The sequence below is a fragment of the Nodularia harveyana UHCC-0300 genome (assembly GCF_034931085.1).
In the GTDB taxonomy this organism is placed as follows: domain Bacteria; phylum Cyanobacteriota; class Cyanobacteriia; order Cyanobacteriales; family Nostocaceae; genus Nodularia; species Nodularia harveyana.
The window spans coordinates 1-19,771 of record NZ_JAYGHG010000038.1; the positions used below are offsets into that span (position 1 = coordinate 1).

Below are 19,771 nucleotides of genomic sequence, written 5' to 3' on the forward strand. Positions count from 1 at the left end.
CGATGAATGCGATGATGAAGCAAGTGGTAGCAGCTAGTAGGGTGGGGATCATGAGAACGCCGAACCAACCGATGTAAATCCGGTTGTTGGTGCTGGTGATCCACTCGCAGAAGCGATCCCATACGTTAGCGCTTTGGCGCTGTTGTAAGGTTGTGGTCATATTTTTATAATTGCTTTCGTGTTTACGAATTAAGTAGGTAAACTTGCCTACTTGAATACTACCTTAGAGGATAAGTTGTGTTTTGTAAAGCAATTTTAATAATTTTTTACTTATAAATGTAATTAGTTTTGCTAATGAATCGCATCTTCAGACACGATTCATTGAGGTTTGATTAACCTGGGGGCCAGTCCATCTGCCGTCCTCCCAGAATATGTAAATGTAAATGGTGGACAGTTTGACCGCCATCAGCACCGTTATTGATGACAACGCGATAACCGTTGTTTAATCCAGCTGCTGCGGCTACTTGTTTGACAGTTAATAGCAGATGTCCTAAAAGGGCTTGGTCTTGAGATTCTGCATCAGCTAATTTAACTATGGGTTTTTTGGGAATGACGAGGATATGAACTGGGGCTTGGGGGTTAACATCTGTGAATGCTAAGGCTAAGTCATCCTCATAAACTATGTTTGCGGGGATTTCTCGGCGGATAATTTTGCTGAAAATCGTCTCTGTGGTTTCACTCATGCAGATTTACCTAAGTCATCTGTTAGAGATTTTAGGCGATCGCCTGGTGTTTTTTCTTCATGGGCGTGCGATCGCTGTTTTATCGCGGCCTAACATCATCGAGACGTAGTTGAAGTGAGGGCAAAAGAGGAGATTTAATAAATTGACCTAAACGATATTTTTGCTGACTATAATCTTCATCAATAAGTTGACAAACTGTAAATGTGGGTTGCTTCGGTTTACCAATAAAAATAACTCCACCCAATCCCCGATAATCAACAATCCAATATTCAGGAATTCCTAACAAAGCGTATTCTTCAACCTTACGAGCATAATCTGTTTCCCAATTGGTGCTAACAACTTCAACTACTAATTTAATTGATTGCCCTAAAGTAATGACTGGTTCATTTTGCCAAAAAGGTTCATGGTTAAGCACAGTTTCATCTAATACCACAATATCCGGACGGCGGGCTGTGGCGATTTCTGCAAAAGGACGAATAAGACAGGTCCGAGGAATAAACCAGGGAAGTTGGGCAGTAGTGATGGCAATACCCAGTTGAGTTGCTAGTTTACCTCCAACGGTTTCATGGGGTCCAGTTGGTTCCATGTCAATCAATTCTCCGTCTGCCAGTTCATAGCGGGGATTGTTACCATATTGGATCAGAAATTCTTCAAAGGTTAATGGTTTTGTTAATGCTTGAACCATAAGTCACCTACATCTTTAGCTACTATTATTTTAACTTGATCAGGACTTACGCAAAAACTCTTTGAAATCCTTATTCCTCTGCGTCTCTGTGGTTAGTTATTCCGTAATTTCTGCGTAAGTCCTATTGACGTTTTCTTTGTTTTCTGGTTATTAATAATCCTCTTGAGTGTTTTCACCCATGCAGTTGTACCCAATCATCTGGTAAAGATTTTAAAGGGTTAGTGGTAAAAATAAATGCTGGCTAGAGTCTGGAGTGCATCTATTGTAGGCATCGATGCCGTGAAAGTCGGTGTTGAAGTCGATATTTCAGGGGGTTTACCAGGAATTGTGGTGTTGGGACTACCAGATTCGGCGGTACAAGAATCTAAGGAGAGAGTTAAAGCCACGTTAAAAAATGCTGGTTTTGCTTTCCCGATGCGAAAAATTGTAATTAACCTGACTCCCGCAGATTTACGCAAGGAAGGGCCATGTTTCGATTTACCGATTAGTATAGGAATTTTGGCGGCTTCTGAGCAAGTTAGCCCTGATTTGTTGGGAGATTACCTGTTTCTTGGTGAAGTTTCTCTGGATGGGAGTTTACGTCCTGTGGCTGGGGTGCTTCCCATTGCGGCTACAGCCCAAAAAATGGGAATTGCAGGTTTAGTAGTTCCAGCCGATAATGCTCAAGAGGCTTCAGTTGTAGAAGGATTGGCGGTTTACGGCTGTAAAAATATCGCTGATGTGGTGGATTTGTTGAATAATCCAGGGCGTTATAAACCTGTAGAGCCAGATATTGCCCAACCGTTACCCAAAACAGCTTATCCTGGTGCAGATTTAAAAGATGTCAAAGGTCAGGCTCATGCGCGTCGGGCTTTGGAAATTGCGGCTGCTGGGGGACACAATTTAATTTTTGTGGGGCCGCCTGGGAGTGGGAAAACGATGTTAGCTAGACGTTTACCGGGTATTTTACCTTCTTTGGAGTTTGCGGAAGCTTTAGAAGTAACTCGGATTTACTCGGTGGCTGGGTTGTTGAAAAATCGCGGTTCCTTAGTACGCGATCGCCCGTTCCGCAGTCCCCACCATTCCGCCTCTGGCCCCTCTCTCGTTGGCGGTGGTAGCTTTCCTCGTCCTGGAGAAATTTCTTTATCTCACCAAGGTATTTTATTTTTGGATGAATTAACAGAGTTTAAACGCGATGTTTTAGAATTTCTCCGCCAACCTTTAGAAGATGGCTATGTGACGATTTCCCGCACTAGACAATCTGTGATGTTTCCGGCGCAATTTACTTTAGTCGCCAGTACAAATCCCTGTCCTTGCGGTTACTATGGCGATACGATTCAACCATGCACTTGTTCACCGAGACAACGGGAGAATTATTGGGCGAAACTTTCTGGTCCTTTAATGGATCGCATTGATTTACAAGTGGCGGTGAATCGCTTAAAACCAGAGGAAATTACCCAACAACCCACGGGAGAAGCTTCTACTTCAGTTTTAGAGAGAGTGAAAAAAGCCCGCGATCGCGCCGTTAACCGTTTCCAAGGAGAACCAAATCTGCGTTGTAATGCTCAAATCCAAAGTCATCATCTGCAAAAATGGTGCAAGTTAGATGATGCTAGCCGCAGTTTATTAGAAGCAGCAATTAGAAAATTAGGGTTATCTGCAAGGGCGAGCGATCGCATTCTCAAAGTAGCACGGACTATTGCAGATTTGGCAGGAGAAGATGAATTAAAAGCTAATCATATCGCCGAAGCAATTCAGTATCGGACTATCGATAGGATGCAATAAAATAGCAAGCTGAGAATTTTTTAGCTGGCTGATAGTTATGGTTGGGTTAATTAAACTGTAGAATATGACAGTTGTATTCTGCCGCGAACGTTGATTGAGCGTTATACTCTGCCCGAAATGGGCAACCTGTGGACTGAGACTTACAAATTACAAACCTGGCTTCAGGTAGAGATTGCAGTTTGTGAAGCCCAAGCTGAACTGGGTTATATTCCTTCTCAGGCAGTTGAAGAAATTAAAGCTAAGGCGAATTTTGACCCGAAGCGAGTTTTAGAAATTGAGGCGGAAGTCCGTCATGATATGATTGCCTTCTTAACCAATGTCAATGAATATGTGGGTGATGCTGGACGTTACATTCATCTGGGCTTAACTAGTTCTGATGTCCTAGACACAGCTTTAGGACTACAATTAGTTGCTAGTTTAGATGTCTTGTCTCCACACCTGGAAAATCTGATTCAGGCGATTCGCCAGAAGGCGCGAGAACACCGTAATACAGTGATGATTGGTCGTTCTCATGGTATCCACGCCGAACCAATGACTTTTGGTTTCAAGTTAGCCGGATGGTTAGCGGAAGTGTTGCGCCATCAAGAACGGCTAAAAATTCTCCGGGAAACCATCGCTGTGGGTAAAATCTCCGGTGCGGTGGGAACCTATGCCAATATTGAACCACGAGTGGAAGCGATCGCCTGTGAGAAACTGGGACTGAAAGCTGATACAGCCTCAACTCAAGTGATTTCGCGCGATCGCCATGCCGACTACGTGCAACAATTAGCCTTAATCGCAGCATCCATTGAACGCTTTGCTGTGGAAATTCGCAATTTACAAAAAACAGATGTTTTAGAAGTTGAAGAATTTTTCGCCAAAGGTCAAAAAGGTTCCTCAGCCATGCCTCACAAGCGTAACCCCATCCGTTCGGAACGGTTAACGGGAATGGCTCGCCTAGTCAGAAGTCATGCGGGTGCAGCCCTAGAAAACGTCGCTTTGTGGCATGAACGGGATATTTCCCATAGTTCTGTAGAACGGGTAATTTTCCCAGATGCTTGCATCTTGACACATTTTATGCTGGTAGAAATCACCGAATTAGTGAAAAATCTCCTGGTGTACCCGGAAAATATGGCACGGAACCTAAATTGCTACGGCGGTGTAGTGTTTAGCCAAAAAGTCCTCCTCGCTTTGATAGATAAAGGACTGAACCGAGAAGAAGCTTATGCTATTGTCCAAAAAAGCGCCCATGCTGCTTGGAATCAGCCAGAAGGCAACTTCCACGACTTAATTAGTCAAGACCCCGGTGTTACCCAAAAGTTGTCACCAGCAGAAATTGCCACCTGTTTTGACCCACAGCAACACCTCCGCCATTTAGAGCAGGTTTACCAACGACTAGATATTTAGAAAAGGGAAGATTCATTCGTTTATATCCCCCGGATCAATGACGGGGGCTTTACGCCTATTAAGACTGATAAATGTGGTGGGATAAGCAGTTTGGTACGGTCAGCCTCTTCTGTCTCTAGTTAGTAACTTTGACTACTTTCATTATTTGTTCAAGTGTTCTGAATAAACCGCAACATATACCATGTTTTTGTTACATTTCTGTTAAGAATAGTTACAACTCTCTTAACACAAGGAAATAGTTCTTATGCCAGCTTCACTTGAGAATAATGCAGGACGACATAAAGTTGTAATCATTGGTGGTGGCTTTGGTGGACTGTATACAGCAAAGACTCTTGCTAAAGCGAATGTAGATATTACTCTGATTGATAAACGTAACTTTCACCTATTTCAGCCACTTTTATATCAAGTTGCTACTGGTACGCTGTCACCTGCTGATATTTCCTCACCATTGCGATCTGTACTCAGGAAAAGCAAGAATACACGAGTATTGTTGGGAGAAGTAAATAATATTGACCCCAAAACACAAGAAGTCGTTTTGGATGATAAGGTAATTCCTTACGATACATTAGTTGTCGCCACTGGTGCTAACCATTCCTATTTTGGTAAGGATGAATGGAAAGAATATGCTCCTGGTTTGAAAACGGTGGAAGATGCGATAGAAATACGTCGCCGGATATTTTCGGCATTTGAAGCCGCAGAAAAAGAAAATGATCCGGAAAAACGCCGAGCTTTGTTAACTTTTGTGATTGTGGGGGCTGGTCCCACAGGTGTAGAATTAGCAGGTGCGATCGCAGAGTTAGCATACAAAACTCTCCACGAAGATTTCCGCAATATCAGCACCTCAGAAACGAGAATTTTAATATTGCAAGGGCGCGATCGCATTCTCCCATACATTTCGCCAGACTTATCGGAAGCAGCAGCAGAAGCTTTGAAATCCTTGGGTGTGGAGGTTCACACTAAAGCCAGAGTCACAAATATTGACAATAACATCGTTACTTTCAAAGAAAACGGTGAATTTGAAGACATTGCCTCAAAAACTATATTATGGGCAGCAGGTGTAAAAGCTTCAACAATGGGTCAAGTTCTACAACACACTACAGATGTAGAATGTGACCACGCCGGACGTGTGATGGTAGAACCGGACTTGACTATCAAGGGTTATAAAAACATTTTCGTAGTGGGAGATTTAGCCAACTTTTCCCATCAAAATGATAAACCCTTACCTGGTGTTGCACCTGTAGCCAAGCAACAAGGAGAGTATGTCGCCAAACTGATTCAAAGACGGCTTCACGGTCGGAATTTGCAACCATTTAAGTACAACGACGTGGGTAGTTTGGCGATGATTGGTCAAAATTTAGCTGTTGTAGATTTAGGCTTAATCAAACTCAAAGGTTTCATTGCTTGGGTATTTTGGTTAGTAATTCACATCTACTTCTTAATCGAGTTTGATACTAAATTAGTAGTAGTAATTCAGTGGGCGTGGAATTATATTACTCGTAACCGTCGTTCTCGATTGATTACAGGTCGAGAAGCTTTTGTAGAAGCACAAAGTGTTAACAATACGAGTGCTTACCAGACCCCTGAAAAGAAGCAGCCAGTGAATCTCTAGGATGTTTAATAGTCGTGATGCACAAAACCCCCGTGATTAATACGGGGGATCTCAAGAAATCACTGATGTGAATTTACTGCAAAAGCCCAATGAAATGTAACAAACCATGACCAGTAACTAGCTCAATAATTAAAGCAATAAAGCCCAGCATAGCAATCCGACCATTCCAGACTTCGGCGCTAGTAGTCATACCCCATTCCCAGTTTTCTTGGGGATACATTTTCACTCTTTTTTTCATTTGTGCAGCTTGGGAAAGCTGGAAATCTGGTTTTTCCAGAGCATCAATTACCAGGTCTGCTAGTGCTTGAATAAAGATTGGGTGAGTATTGGGAGCAGCAGCGCGGCGGAAGTTGTGAATTCCTGACTCTTCGGCGATTTCCCGATATTCAATGTCAATTTCTTGTAGAGTCTCAATGTGTTCTGAAACAAAACTAATCGGTACAACCACTAAATCGTTTACACCTTTTGCGCCTAGTTCTTGCAGCGCATCTTCAGTATACGGTTGCAGCCACTCTACTGGACCCACACGACTTTGGTAAGCCAAGGTGTAAAGATTAGGTCGGTTGAGAGTCTGCATAATTAAAGCAGTACATTCTTCAATTTCTTGTTCATAGGGGTCTCCGGCTTCCTCCACATAGCTTTTAGGAACGCCATGAGCGCTGAAAAAGATGTGCGCTGCATCGGGATTGGGAAGTTGGTCGAGTTCCTGGGCGATGAGTTCTGCCATGACTTGGAGATAACTTGGTTGTTTGTACCAAGAAGGAATCACAGTATAGTTAGTGGGCTGAAGTTCTGGCTGTTCTCGCCACAGTTTATCTAACAGCCGAAAACTAGAACCACTAGTACTAATGGAAAATTGTGGGTAAAGTGGTAAAATTACCAGGTGTTCGATTTGATCGGCAGCGATTTGGGCGATCGCCTCTTCTGTGTAAGGATGCCAATAACGCATTCCTACATAGATATTCACTTCTTTTCCCAAACCACCTAAATGTTCTTTCAGGGCTTCTCCTTGAGCCTCAGTAATTCTTCTGAGTGGGGAACCGCCGCCAATTTGTTTATAGTTGGCTTGAGATGTTGTAGTTCGCCGGGAAGCAATAAACCAAGCTAGAGGTTTTTGCAGCCAACGAAACGGTAGGCGAATGATTTCCGGGTCAGAAAATAGGTTATACAAAAAAGGCCCGACATCCTCTAGCTTATCAGGTCCACCGAGATTGAGTAATAAAACGCCTACACGACTCATAGCAGTTATTTTCCCCCAATCTTTTCAGATTCTTTACTAATGTTAACAATATATGTTAGTTTACAACTTTCCCACCCCTAAATGAGGATGAGAATTTCTAGTTACTCTTGGTTGATTTGACTCAGATTCTATCGGTAATGTGGTTATGTTCACAAACAGCGTAGATCAGGCTACGACAATCACCCGTAAATTACCGGGAAATTAGGAGAAATAATTCTGAGGTATATCTATTGTACGGCAAAAACACATTCTCCAAGTCTTAAGTTCTACCTCATGATCTGTCCATCCCCACGGTATAGACGGATAAGTAATTCCACTGTCGGTAGTTAAATATTCTGCACTGTTTATTCACATAATGTTACATTAGGTGCGTTTATATATCGTTGCAGTAGACCAATAATCACAGATGGGGTTTCCAGATGGGGTAATATGCCTGTATCTGCGATCGCATAAAAATCTCCAATCGCGCCTGGATTCAAACTCGCTAAACGTCGCCCCAGCTTAATATTAGTAAATTGTGCCTTCTCACCCCAACAAATTACCGTAGGAGTTTGCAGCTGCTGTATGTACAAACTCAAATCAAAATACAGGTCTCCCCGCAAAAATGCCAAAGCCGAAAATTTAGCATCAGGCTTTTGTGCAGAACTTAAATAAGCCGCCACAATCTCTGAAGACACTCTTTCTGGCTTCCCAAACAGAAAATTTTCCAAAAAATTTCTCACAGCAATTTCATTTTTAGCCCCCAAAGCATAAATGACATCATCCAATAAAGGCGAATTAATAATTGGCAATGGTATCCTGCGTCCAGCGCCTTGACCAAAATCATCAAACCCAGAAGGACAGACTAAAAACAAACTGTGAAATAAATCAGGATGGGAAATAGCCAGACGGATAGCTAAACCACCCGTCAAAGAAGAAGCCACCACCGTCACGGGCTGACCACAAGTTTGGGTGATAAACTCAGCAATAGTAGTCAGATAATCCCCAACTTGATAATCTCTGACCGGATGAGCAGACTCTCCCCAACCAATTAAATCTGGTGCTAAAACTCGGTGCGTAGCTGCAAAAGCCGGGTAAACCTGAGACCATTCATAAGCAGAAGCCCCACCGCCAAAGTTATGCAAAAACAGCAGGGGTGGTAAATCTTCTCTATCAGCATTTAACCAAGGTGCAGTGGTTTGGGTATAGTAAACCATTGTCCCTAAAGATGTATGAATAACTTTAGATCCAAAGCCGGGGGGTTGAAACTGAAGCATAAATTTACTGACTTAATTTATTAGGACTTAGGCAAAAATTACGGAATAATTAACCACAGAGACGCAGAGGACACAGAGAAATCAGGATTTGAGCGAGCTTTTGCGTAAGTTCTGTTTATTTATTTCCGGTTATATGAACCAGTTTATCTAGTTGCTCGCCACTAATCTCATAAGCTGTCCCGAAACCAATGATAAAACGGCCTGTACTGGGAGTTAACCGGAAAATCCGAAAGTCAGGTAAACCCCGAAAAACTTCAATCAGTTCGCCAAAACGTTCTTTAAATTGGGTAACAATTTGATTCCAATTCTCAGTTTCCCGCTCTATCAAAGTTGCTGTACAATCAAAACTCAAACGGCGACGGGCAAAAATTTGGTCAGTTTTCGATTCATCCTCGATAAATAAAACACTGACAAGAGGATTAACATGAAGATTTTGGGTATGAATCGCTAGACCACTGACGTAAATATAGATATTTTTAGCACCATCCATCACAAAGGGAGTGTAACTAGCATTGGGCAGACCTGCTGCATTAATTGTGCTAATAATTACGCTTTCCACGGTTTGGGGAAAATTTTCATACTCAGTTTGAGCTTGTTCAATTTGGCTCATGTTAGTTTGATTAGGAACATTTCTTGAGTATCGTAACGCGATCGAGATGGAGGATGGAAGGCGTTTTGCAATTGGGTAGGTTTTAGGAAATAACGTTCGCGTAGCGTGCGCGTAGCGCATACCACAGAGGCGCAGAGTACACAGAGTAACCAAAGAAGAGGATATAAGTGTTAATTTCTTAGGACTTACGCATAATCTACGTTTTCTTGGCGTTCTTGGCGGCTTGGCGGTTAGATAAATCAAGATTTTTGGCAATTGTTGCGTAAGTCCTGTTTCTATCTTACCCCTGCGCCCTGCACGAGTACCCCCTGCCTCTTAATTGCTGCTAATGCTTCCGTTATCATATATGTAACTAGAAAAATATGATGAGGACGCGATTGTGGCTGACAAAAATCGTTCTCGATGGGACTTGGGTCGGTTTCTGGAAACTTTAACCTATTTTGAGGTGTGTCCTTTGCTTAACTGGGTACAGCAGTTAATTCAAGGTCGTCCCAAGGATGAGCAAAATCTACCCAATGGAGGCAGAAATGTGGGTGTAGTATTGGTGGCGGGTGCAACCGGTGGTGTGGGTAAACGAGTTGTGCGGAAATTACAAGCACAGGCTGTTCCAGTCCGCGCTTTAGTCAGAGATATTGAGAAAGCACGGTCAATTCTTGGTGATGATGTTGACTTGGTAGTTGGGGATATTACTAAACCGGAAACTTTAAATTCTCTGGTTATGGCTAATATCCAAGCTGTAATTTGTTGCACAGCAGTCAGAGTTCAACCTGTAGAAGGAGATACACCGGATAGGGCTAAATATAACCAAGGTGTAAAATTTTATATGCCGGAAGTGGTGGGAGATACTCCCGAAAATGTGGAATATCAAGGTGTAAAAAACTTGGTAGAAGCTGCGGCGAAATATTTACCTCCAGCTAATGAAAAAATTATCTTCGATTTTACTCATCCCTCGGCTGAATTAAAAAATGTTTGGGGTGCGGTGGATGATGTGGTTATGGGTGGTGTGAGTGCCAGTAACCTGCAATTATTAGAAAATTCAGTTGTGTTTGCTGGTAATGTTTCTACGGCTAATTCTGGTGGGTTTGCTTCTATTAGAACTAAAAACTTGGAACCTGCTGTAAATTTATCGGGTTATGAAGGTGTAGAAATTCGCGTGAAAGGTGACGGTCAGCGTTACAAACTATTTTTACGGACAGAAACGAAGTGGGATGGCGTGGGTTACAGTTATTCTTTTGACACTATTGATAATACTTGGATAAATCTTCGCGTTCCTTTTCAAGATTTAGTGCCGGTATTTCGTGCTAAGGTCGTGCGAGATTCTGCGCCTATTGATGCTGGTCAAGTTGCTTCTTTTCAACTGATGTTAAGTAAGTTTGAATATGATGGGGCTTTAAATCCTCAGTTTTCACCAGGTAATTTTGCTTTAGAAATAGAATCAATTAAGGCTTATGGTGGTGAGACTTGTCCGCAGTTTGTTCTTGTGAGTTCGGCGGGGGTAACTCGTCCGGGAAGACCAGGGATTAATTTAGATGAGGAACCGCCAGCAGTGAGATTAAATGACCAGTTAGGCGGAATTTTAACTTGGAAGTTGAAGGGGGAAGATAGTTTACGCGCTAGTGGGATTCCTTATACGATTATTCGACCTTGTGCTTTAACTGAGGAAACTGGCGGTAAGGAGTTAATTTTTGAGCAAGGTGATAATATTAGGGGCAAAATTAGCCGTGATGATGTGGCTGAAATTTGTGTGCGATCGCTACAACAATCAAATGCTAGTAAAATCACTTTAGAAGTGAAAGCAGAGGAAAAGATAGCTAATTATATCAATTGGCAGCAGCTTTTTCATGACTTACAGCCAGATTGAGGAGGTGTGGGGAGTGTGGGGAGTGTGGGAGGTGTGGGAGGTGTGGGGAGTGTGGGGAGTGTGGGAGGTGTGGGAGGTGTGGGGAGTGTGGGAGGTGTGGGGGGAAAGATTTTTAATACCCAGTACCCAATACCCAATACCCAATACCCAATACCCAGTCCCCAGTCCCCAGTCCCCAGTCAAACAGTTAATTTTATGTTTCGCAGATTAATGTTAGCCGGATTTCTACTACTTATTCTGGGGATGGGTTTATTCTCTCAGCCGGCTTCATCACAGCAAATAGAGTCTCGTTTTAATAATTTAAAAGCAGATTTTAATCGTGTAGAGTCGCGCTTAAGTCGAGTAGAGTCTCAGTTGAATCAAATTAATAAATTTCCATCAACAACAACATCACTCACCACACCACAGGGAAATTATTCTGAGGGTAACTTATCCCAACGGGAGCAAATGTTTGATCAATTAGCTACGTTAGTGGTGGAATTAAAGCAACAAGTTAAGGAGTTAGATCAGAGGGTTTCTCAACTAGAGTCAAAATAGGCGATCGCATCACATCTGAATAGAGGCTTTAAAAATCAATTAACGATCAAGTCCTGACTAATAATAACAATTAGCGGTAACAAGTTTATTGTTCGATCGCCAAAAAGGTTCAACATTCTCGACGGGAATAAGACTCATTACCGCTATGCATCCCATTTTATGGGTATGGATTGCTAGTTTTCGCTAATTATGCAGAAAAACTTCAAAAAGCAACTTGTATAGCGCTTTTTCTAACCTTCGACAATCAATTTACCAACCATACCAGCACCACGGTGAGGTTCGCAATAGAAGGTATATTCACCAGCAGGTGCGTCTGCGGGAATTGTGGTGGTTTGGGTTTGGCCAGGACTCATTAGCAATTGCTTGTGAGACAGACTTTTTGCCAAATCAGCACTTTTAGCAGGGTTTAGCGCTGCGTCAAACACAACGTTATGGGGGGGAACTTTGTTGTTCACCCACTCAATTGTATCTCCTGGTTTGACTGTCAATTTTGAAGGTTCAAAAGCCAGCATTCCTTTATCACTACCCAGTTTTATCTGGACGGTATCAGCTGAAGCGCTGGGTGTGAAAATGACAAAGCTGCTAACAACTAAAAGAACTGTCAACACCGATAGAGTCAAACGTCGCCAGCTTGCAGCAAACAATTTCATGGCATTCTCCTAACTATAGTTTTTATTTCCCTCCCCCATTTTAAATAAAATCAACGCTAAAGTATGACAATCTGTCATAGATAAAACTTTTTTTTTACAATTGGGGCTAAATCATTAGTAAATCTTGTGGAATCTCTGACTTAATTTTGGGGATGAAAAACGGCTATACTCCTTGCTGATAGTTGATTTTAGAGTCCTGAGTGCTGAGTAATATAGGGTTGAAAGATCAGAAATAGGGAATTGACTAGAATTTTTTCAGTGAACAATCCCCAGTTACTATTTTCCAGCCACTTATCTATACTCAGTACCCAGACATTAGTTATCTATTAAGAGTTTAGTAATAAATTTTACCGCCTCCCCACTTATCACCCACTACTTTTGGTTGTAAAAGAATATGACCAGCGATCGCAGTTAAGTCATCTTCTGTGAGATTTCTCATTTCTGTGAAAATATCTGCACTCTTAATGCTGGGGTGTAATTCGGAAATTTCCTCTTCACCATCATAGGTAGTAGGATTTTCCATATAATCCACCAATCCTTCAATATTATCCCGTTTTGGTGTTGCTAGTGCCAGGGCTTCTGGTTCTAGTCCCACGTTTTGGTTAGTCTTGGTAACACCACCAGCGTGACATTGAGCGCAAGCATATTGAAATAACCGTTTACCTTCTTTTACTTGCTTCAGGCTGAGTACAACTTGATCGCCTTGAGCATTTAATGGCACTGTTCTGATAGCTTCGTCCAGTTCTACTGCTGTCGCACCACCGACAGCTAACTGAAACGTTAGCAAAATGGTAGCAACAACAACGCCAATTAGTTTTCTAAACATATTTCCCCTTCCAGATTTTGATGCTCAACACAGCTAATAAAGCAATGCTCAATCTCCATCTCTAATGACATTTATTGTGTTTGCCATTAGCTAAAGCCCGAAATAGCCCTTGATGTGACTTTTTGGGGATTTTTCCGACAATATGCGGTAAATAATTGCCTTTACATTTGTTAACGCCAAATCAGCCCTTTGGCGCTTATGGGCAATTTCCAGTTAGTTACACAAAGAAAACAGTGTTTCTACAGGAATACTGTAGTCTGTTGCTATCTCTGCAATCAGTAGGTTTGTAAAACCCATAATAGTGATTGACTGACAGATAGAGATTGAGTCACTCTAATACCAATATCATGTTCAGTGTGCAATTTGTCGCCGAAAACATGGTTATATTTGGGGTTTCATGAAAGGCCAATAAGTCAATATCAACTTCATATTTTTTAATATAGAAATTTGCCACTAAATAGCACTATCCCTATTAGGGATTAAAGCAAATTTGACTCATCATTTCGTTCCTGCAAGCGAAAAAACAGGATTACCCGCCGAGCTACTGAGTTTGATGGTGATGGGGGGATGTGAAGACTTTGGTGATAGGAAATTTTAGCAACTAATAATAGCGAGGGCGATCGCAATTACCAGCCCGAAAAATTGCACCCAGCGTTTTTTGTTCACAACCAGATACCAGCTCTTTCATCTAGGGTATCAAGGGAATGAGGATTGGGGACTTGGTATTGGAAACTAAAAATCTTCCCCCCTGCTCCCTGCACCCTGCCCCCCTGCTTCTTCCCCCCCCACTCTCCCTACTATTCAGCAGCTGTGGAAGTCAAACTCATGGTTTCCCATAGCACCATAGGATGTGTCGTTGGTGTGGGTTGGTGTAGAGCAATTAACTGGCTTAAGGTGTTCTTTAATTGCGTGCGGGAGACAATATCATCGACAAAACCATGCTTTAACAAATCTTCTGCGGTTTGAAAATCGTCTGGTAGTTTTTCCCGCAGGGTTTGCTCAATCACTCGCCGACCTGCAAAACCAATGGTTGCTTTGGGTTCTGCAATGATGATATCTCCCAACATGGCAAAACTAGCGGTAACGCCGCCGGTAGTGGGGTTAGCCAATATAGGAATGTATAGTAGTTTGGCTTGGCGATGGCGTTCTAAGGCTGCGGAGATTTTAGCCATTTGCATTAAGGAAAGCATTCCTTCTTGCATTCTCGCGCCACCAGAAGTACAAACAACAATTACAGGGTAACGTCGCTGTGTGGCTTGTTCAATAAGTCGGGTAAGTTTTTCGCCGACGACTGAACCCATACTACCGCCCATGAAGCGGAAATCCATTACTCCCAGGGCTATAGGTAAACCGTTGATTTGACCCAAGCCAGTTTTAACTGCGTCTATTAAACCCAGTTTATCTTCCATGTCTCGTAGGCGATCGCTATAGGGTTTGCGATCGCGGAATTCTAGGGGATCTGTGGGGCGTAGATGCTCATCTAGAGGTTTCCAGGTATTGATATCTATCAATTGACGGATACGCTCATCACTATCCACCCGATTATGATGTCCACATTCAACGCAGACCATTTGGTTAGCTTTGAGGTCCTTTGTATAGGTCAGTACGCCACATTTAGGACATTTATGCCACAACCCATCAGCAATTTCTCGTTCTTGGGGTTCTAAGTTGGTAGAGCCAGATTTTTTTCGATTTGCAAACCAATCTAACAGAGACTTTAAACCACGTGATTCTTCGTTGTTTGCCATTTTTATCTTTTTTTAAGTGGGTATGAGGTGGAAAACATATCAAGCCACTATGGGATGTCTAGCTGAAAAAGTTTTAAGTCTAGAGCAATTTTAGTTGTGACTCTTGTGACTTACGCTTTCAAAGTCTCCAGATTTGCTCTTGTACAAATGCAAATAACACCCCATCTTAGCTTTTGATTCCTGACTACATCTCAAATTAAGCTTATTAGCAATTCAGACTTGATGAAAACATCTTTGGTTGCCAGCTTAACGAAAATGCTGATCCGAACACAAGTCTCCTGCTAGCCTGAATGTTTTATAGGACTTACGTAATAAGTTTTTAAACCCGCCTGACTTTCTGTTTTTTGTCTGGTTTGCGGTGCTTTTTTTCATAAATTTGCGTAAGTCCTGTTGTAAATTTATTGTCATTGTCAAGTAAATGGAAACATCAACCCCTGAATTAAGATGTCATTTACTTAACCCCAGATGAACCACTAGTCCCCAATAAATTATCTAAATACCTTGGGAAGTCTGGTAGTCCCCTATTTTTAACGGGGTAAAAAGATTAAGAGGGTGATAGCAGTCACAAGCTGATATTACCAAAAGCTAAAAGGAGTGTGAGGTAATGACAGCTACAAACGGGAGTGTGGGAGGTGTGGGAGGTGTGGGGAGTGTCTAATATCTAATCACGGTTATAAAAATAAGCCCAGGTAGCTGGATAAAATGATTTCACCGCTAAAGACGGTGATCACTGCGCCTAAAGCCAGAAAAGGTCCAAAGGGGATTTTTTGTCCCTGTCTTTTTTTTGAGCGCAACATCGTACCACCACCAATGATCACACCTACTATACAGGCGATAAAACTGGCTAAAAGTAAATATTTCCAGCCTAACCAAGCTCCCATCATGGCGGCTAGTTTAGCATCACCTGCGCCCATTGCAGTTTTACCCAAGGCGATGGAACCTAAAAGGGCGATCGCATCAAACAACCATAATCCTAATACCACTGCAATTATCGCCATCATCAGGTGGTTAATTAATCCCACCCAACCTCCAGCCAAAAAACCAATAGCCATTTGAAAGCAAAGCCCTACAACTAACCCTGATTTAGTCAGGACGTTAGGTAGGGTCATGGTATCTAAGTCAATGAGAGATAAGGCTAATAGCCAACTACAAAAAGCCCAGTAGCTTATTGTCAGAATTGAAACTTGAAATTCCCAAAATATAATCAAAAAAATCATCCCCGTTATCCCCTCTACCACAGGATAACGGATAGAAATTTTAGTTTTACAATAACGGCATTTGCCTTTTAACCATACCCATCCCAGCACCGGGACATTATCATTAGCTTTCAGCTGGTTGAAACAACGGGGACAGCGCGAAGGCGGCCACAGAACAGATAACCTAGCCGGTATCCGATAAACTACAACATTAATAAAGCTGCCAATAGATGCACCCAGCGCGAAGACAATGATACTCGCCGGGACGACCATCAAAATGTCCATATATTCCTTTGTCACTTTGCATACACTACTCTAGCCTCTAGTTGCTGTTTTTCCACAGAATGTAAAGACTTGTTGAGAGTGTGTCTGTCTGGTATCAAAAGTTAACCAATGACTAATGACCAATGATTTACCCTGAGCGACTTGTACTGAGCGCAGTCGAAGTAAGTCGAAGGGCTAATACATATGTGATTCTATTTGACTTAATGGCACAAAACATTCTTGCGGTAAGAGTACTGGTTGGTGAGTAAAAATCACTTTACCCCGATGAGTTAGATGATTAATTGCTACTCCTGAAGCTTGTCCAGCTATTTCAGGATGTACCTCACAATGGATGTAGTAAATCTGCCCTGCTGCTCTGATTAAAGCTGGATCAATCAAAGGAGTCTGGTTTTTGGGGGCGGTAAATTTGGTTTGTTCTTGTCGTAATGCGTACACTATCGACTATATAATTGCTAGGTTTGTTTTCAGTGTATCCGATACATTCGGAAAAGGTTGCCAAATTGCCAGATTTAGCGGGAGAACTATGATTTTTCCAGAGATGTAATTAATGATTTTCCCATAGCTCGGCAACCTAAAAGATTCATGCCAGGTGACATAATATCACCGGTGCGATCGCCTTGAGCCAAAACTTGCAATACAGCTTGTTCGATTTTATCGGCGGCTTGTGGTTGGTCTAAGCCATAGCGTAGCATCATGGCGGCACTCAATACCTGAGCCAGAGGATTAGCTTTATCCTGTCCGGCGATATCTGGGGCGGAACCGTGAACGGGTTCAAATACACCGGGACCAGAAGCACCTAAACTCGCTGAGGGTAACATCCCAATACTCCCTGTGAGCATAGCAGCAGCATCTGAGAGAATATCACCAAATAAATTACCAGTGACAATAGTATCAAACTGCTTAGGAGCGCGTACCAGTTGCATGGCGGCGTTATCCACGTAGAGGTGAGATAATTCCACATCCGGATATTCTGCACTAAGTTGAGTCATGCGATCGCGCCATAACTGCGATACTTCTAAGACATTGGCTTTATCCACAGAACAAAGTCTTCCCCCACGTTTGCGGGCGGCTTCAAAGGCGACGCGCCCAATGCGGTCAATTTCTGACTCGGTGTAAACCATCGTATTCACACCGCGTTTTTCTCCGCCATCAGTGTTAAAAATACCCTTGGGTTGACCAAAATAAATCCCCCCTGTGAGTTCCCGCACAACCATAATATCTACCCCTTCCACTACTTCTCGTTTCAAAGTGGAAGCGTCGATTAATTGGGGCAAAATTTGGGCTGGGCGGAGATTGGCAAATAGTCCTAATCCGGCACGTAATCCTAACAAACCGGCTTCGGGGCGTGATTTAGATGGTAGGGAATCCCACTTATAACCACCAATTGCAGCCAGTAGGATCGAGTCACTGTTGCGACAAGTATCTAGGGTAGCAGCTGGGAGGGGTTCCCCTGTCGCGTCAATTGCTGCGCCGCCAATCAGGGCTTCTGCAAATTCAAATTGCAGATCAAATTGTTTACCGATAACTTTCAGCACGTCTACCGCTACGGCCATAATTTCGGGGCCAATGCCATCGCCGGAGAGTAGGGTAATGCGGTAGTTTTGGGACATAGTTAACTATAGGGTAAATGCTTATTGATTCAATATCATACTAAATGAATGCCGCAATCCTAAATTAGGAGTTAGCTGAATATTATGATGAATGAACCACGAAGTACACAAAGGAAGAAGGGAAGAAGGAAAGGAATGCAGAGCAGTCTCACAAGGAAATGATATTACGCAAATAAAACTCTCATTCCTCTGTGTACTCTGTGTCCTCTGTGGTTGATTTTAAAATCTTTTTACCAATTCCACATGACGGGATTTTCATCGAGATGGTCGGTAACAATGCGCCCAATAGTGTCGATTTCTGCGAGTTCTTCTGGGGAAAGTTGAATTTCCGCAGCTTTGGCGTTGTCTTGTGCTTGTTGGGGATAACGCGCCCCGGCGATCGCATTGGCTTGGGGTTGGGCTATTAACCAAGCTAGTGCTAACTGTGCCAGGGTACAATTATGACTGGCGGCTATGGGTCGGAGTTTTTCTAAGGCTTGTTGGGCGCGTTCAAAGTTTTCACCTTGAAACAATTTATTTTTAGCGCGGTTATCTTCTGGGTCAAATTGATGATCTGAGGCAAATTTCCCGGTTAATAATCCTTGGGCTAGGGGTGAATAAGCCAAGATGGAAATATTATTTTCTACACAATAGGGCATGACATCTTTTTCTACCTGTCGCCAAAATAAGGAATAAGCCGGTTGTAAACTATCAATACGTCCATACTGTGCGGCTTCTGATAATTGGGCGCGGTTAAAGTTAGACACACCAATGGCGCGGATTTTTCCCTGTTCTTTAAGTTTATTTAAGGCTTCCATAGTCTCGGCAATGGGGACTATTTCGGAGTTGAATGCTCCGGAAGGCCAATGTATTTGATAAAGGTCTATGTAGTCAGTTTTGAGATTTTTTAATGAGCGATCGCAAGCTTCAATCACTAAATCATACTTCAGATGGTTGGCGAAAACTTTTGAGGCGTACTCGACGCGATCGCGCACATCAGATAAAGCGGCGGCGATCACTTCCTCAGAATGTCCTTGACCATACACTTCAGCCGTGTCAATGGTAGTTATTCCACCTTCAACGGCGGCGCGGATGGTTTTAATGGAATCAGTATCCTCAATTCCCGTCCACATAGCTTTACCAGCTTGCCAAGTTCCCATGAGGATGGGTGTAATGTGGATATCGGATGTTCCTAATCTGCGTTTTTCCATCATGGTTCCCTGGTGAATATCTCCAAACGTGCCATCATAATATAACGGTTTTGGCCAGTAATTAAATCTGTGCAATGGCAGATCATATATAAATTCAGCATAACTGCAACTACACTCTCAGAATTGGCGATCGCTTTCCAATTTCTATGACTACAAATGGGGTTTTGTGTCATCTATTTGCGCTGGAATGATTTTTTTATCTCAGTTTTATCCTTGAAAATAAGGAAATTTAGCCTCAGTTTTAAATAGTGAATATTTCCCCAAGACAGTAATATTTTGGTGATAAATTTTAGAGATTTTCTCTAAATTGAGATTATCTCTATTTTTGTTGATAGAAAAAATATTTTCTCGGTTTCTAGATGTGAATTAGTAATTTTTAGGTAACGCGCGATCGCTATAAAGGGAATTGTGGTTGATAAGTCGTAGCCATTTTTATATTCTGTGGAAACGCTGAAAATGCAGGTAATATCAGTTATCTACCCCCGTGTAGCTATGATCACAAATTGCTAAGACTGCAATATTTGCCTAAATCGTAGTTATTGCTACATACACTGATAAAAACCACAGTTACTATGGGAAAAATCTTACCATCCCGGTAAGTTCAAGGATAAATATCTATTTGTCCTCATGTTCTA

General features: G+C 42.4%; 18 protein-coding genes and 1 pseudogene. 5 read left to right on the plus strand and 14 right to left on the minus strand.

Translation table 11 applies throughout. The features are described from left to right. The 3 genes and pseudogenes from VB620_RS18130 to VB620_RS18140 all read right to left on the minus strand — a co-directional run. Window positions 1-160: pseudogene (locus tag VB620_RS18130) on the minus strand (photosystem II q(b) protein); the annotation flags it as partial. Between the two features lie 172 nt (window positions 161-332). Further along, window positions 333-683 carry a histidine triad nucleotide-binding protein gene (locus VB620_RS18135; RefSeq protein WP_323197550.1) on the minus strand — a complete coding sequence of 117 codons (351 nt, stop codon included), beginning with the start codon at window positions 681-683 and terminating at the stop codon, window positions 333-335. A gap of 79 nt (window positions 684-762) precedes the next feature. Beyond that, window positions 763-1,368 (minus strand): Uma2 family endonuclease, encoded by a 606-nt coding sequence (locus tag VB620_RS18140; RefSeq protein WP_323197551.1) that lies wholly within the window; start codon window positions 1,366-1,368, stop codon window positions 763-765. A 234-nt stretch (window positions 1,369-1,602) separates the two neighbouring features. Between VB620_RS18140 and VB620_RS18145 the strand changes: the two genes are divergently transcribed. From VB620_RS18145 to VB620_RS18155, 3 genes are all read left to right on the plus strand, one after another. Further along, window positions 1,603-3,132: a YifB family Mg chelatase-like AAA ATPase gene (locus VB620_RS18145; RefSeq protein ID WP_323197552.1), complete on the plus strand. Its 1,530-nt coding sequence runs from the start codon at window positions 1,603-1,605 to the stop codon at window positions 3,130-3,132. Between the two features lie 90 nt (window positions 3,133-3,222). Further along, a complete protein-coding gene (purB, locus tag VB620_RS18150) occupies window positions 3,223-4,518 on the plus strand; it encodes an adenylosuccinate lyase (RefSeq protein WP_323197553.1) in 1,296 nt (431 codons plus the stop codon). A gap of 244 nt (window positions 4,519-4,762) precedes the next feature. Then, on the plus strand, window positions 4,763-6,127 hold the full coding sequence (locus VB620_RS18155; RefSeq protein WP_323197554.1) for an NAD(P)/FAD-dependent oxidoreductase: 1,365 nt from the start codon (window positions 4,763-4,765) through the stop codon (window positions 6,125-6,127). Between the two features lie 73 nt (window positions 6,128-6,200). On the opposite strand, the gene hemH is transcribed toward VB620_RS18155, so the two are convergent. The 3 genes from hemH to VB620_RS18170 all read right to left on the minus strand — a co-directional run bounded on the left by hemH (window position 6,201) and on the right by VB620_RS18170 (window position 9,233). Next, the gene (gene hemH / locus VB620_RS18160) at window positions 6,201-7,367 is read right to left on the minus strand and encodes a ferrochelatase (RefSeq protein WP_323197555.1); all 1,167 of its coding nucleotides are present in this window, start codon (window positions 7,365-7,367) and stop codon (window positions 6,201-6,203) included. Window positions 7,368-7,711: 344 nt separating this feature from the next. Next, window positions 7,712-8,623, minus strand: a complete 912-nt coding sequence (locus tag VB620_RS18165; protein ID WP_323197556.1) for an alpha/beta fold hydrolase — start codon at window positions 8,621-8,623, stop codon at window positions 7,712-7,714. Between the two features lie 115 nt (window positions 8,624-8,738). Continuing rightward, window positions 8,739-9,233: a HugZ family pyridoxamine 5'-phosphate oxidase gene (locus VB620_RS18170; protein WP_323197557.1), complete on the minus strand. Its 495-nt coding sequence runs from the start codon at window positions 9,231-9,233 to the stop codon at window positions 8,739-8,741. A 379-nt stretch (window positions 9,234-9,612) separates the two neighbouring features. Here VB620_RS18170 and VB620_RS18175 point away from each other — a divergent pair, with 379 nt between their 5' ends. Together VB620_RS18175 and VB620_RS18180 are read left to right on the plus strand one after the other, a co-directional pair. Beyond that, a complete protein-coding gene (locus tag VB620_RS18175) occupies window positions 9,613-11,094 on the plus strand; it encodes a CIA30 family protein (RefSeq protein WP_323197558.1) in 1,482 nt (493 codons plus the stop codon). 6 nt (window positions 11,095-11,100) lie between these two features. Then, entirely contained in the window at window positions 11,101-11,631 is a 531-nt protein-coding gene (locus VB620_RS18180; RefSeq protein ID WP_323197559.1) for a hypothetical protein, read from the plus strand. Between the two features lie 230 nt (window positions 11,632-11,861). Here VB620_RS18180 and petE read toward each other — a convergent pair whose 3' ends face one another. The 8 genes from petE to VB620_RS18220 form a co-directional block, all read right to left on the minus strand. Then, complete coding sequence (gene petE, locus VB620_RS18185) at window positions 11,862-12,281, minus strand: plastocyanin (RefSeq protein WP_323197560.1); 420 nt, start codon at window positions 12,279-12,281, stop codon at window positions 11,862-11,864. Between the two features lie 334 nt (window positions 12,282-12,615). Continuing rightward, window positions 12,616-13,107 (minus strand): photosystem II cytochrome c-550, encoded by a 492-nt coding sequence (gene psbV, locus VB620_RS18190; protein ID WP_323197561.1) that lies wholly within the window; start codon window positions 13,105-13,107, stop codon window positions 12,616-12,618. A 797-nt stretch (window positions 13,108-13,904) separates the two neighbouring features. Then, complete coding sequence (accD, locus tag VB620_RS18195; protein ID WP_323197562.1) at window positions 13,905-14,855, minus strand: acetyl-CoA carboxylase, carboxyltransferase subunit beta; 951 nt, start codon at window positions 14,853-14,855, stop codon at window positions 13,905-13,907. Window positions 14,856-15,526: 671 nt separating this feature from the next. After that, window positions 15,527-16,336: a prepilin peptidase gene (locus tag VB620_RS18200; RefSeq protein ID WP_323197563.1), complete on the minus strand. Its 810-nt coding sequence runs from the start codon at window positions 16,334-16,336 to the stop codon at window positions 15,527-15,529. A gap of 174 nt (window positions 16,337-16,510) precedes the next feature. Further along, window positions 16,511-16,771 carry a hypothetical protein gene (locus VB620_RS18205; protein WP_323197564.1) on the minus strand — a complete coding sequence of 87 codons (261 nt, stop codon included), beginning with the start codon at window positions 16,769-16,771 and terminating at the stop codon, window positions 16,511-16,513. A gap of 86 nt (window positions 16,772-16,857) precedes the next feature. After that, window positions 16,858-17,946: a 3-isopropylmalate dehydrogenase gene (gene leuB, locus VB620_RS18210; RefSeq protein ID WP_323197565.1), complete on the minus strand. Its 1,089-nt coding sequence runs from the start codon at window positions 17,944-17,946 to the stop codon at window positions 16,858-16,860. 230 nt (window positions 17,947-18,176) lie between these two features. Continuing rightward, a complete protein-coding gene (locus VB620_RS18215) occupies window positions 18,177-19,136 on the minus strand; it encodes an aldo/keto reductase (RefSeq protein ID WP_323197589.1) in 960 nt (319 codons plus the stop codon). Then, window positions 19,136-19,309 carry a hypothetical protein gene (locus VB620_RS18220; protein WP_323197566.1) on the minus strand — a complete coding sequence of 58 codons (174 nt, stop codon included), beginning with the start codon at window positions 19,307-19,309 and terminating at the stop codon, window positions 19,136-19,138. The genes VB620_RS18215 and VB620_RS18220 overlap by 1 nt, the downstream gene beginning before the upstream one ends. Window positions 19,310-19,771: the final 462 nt, after the last annotated feature.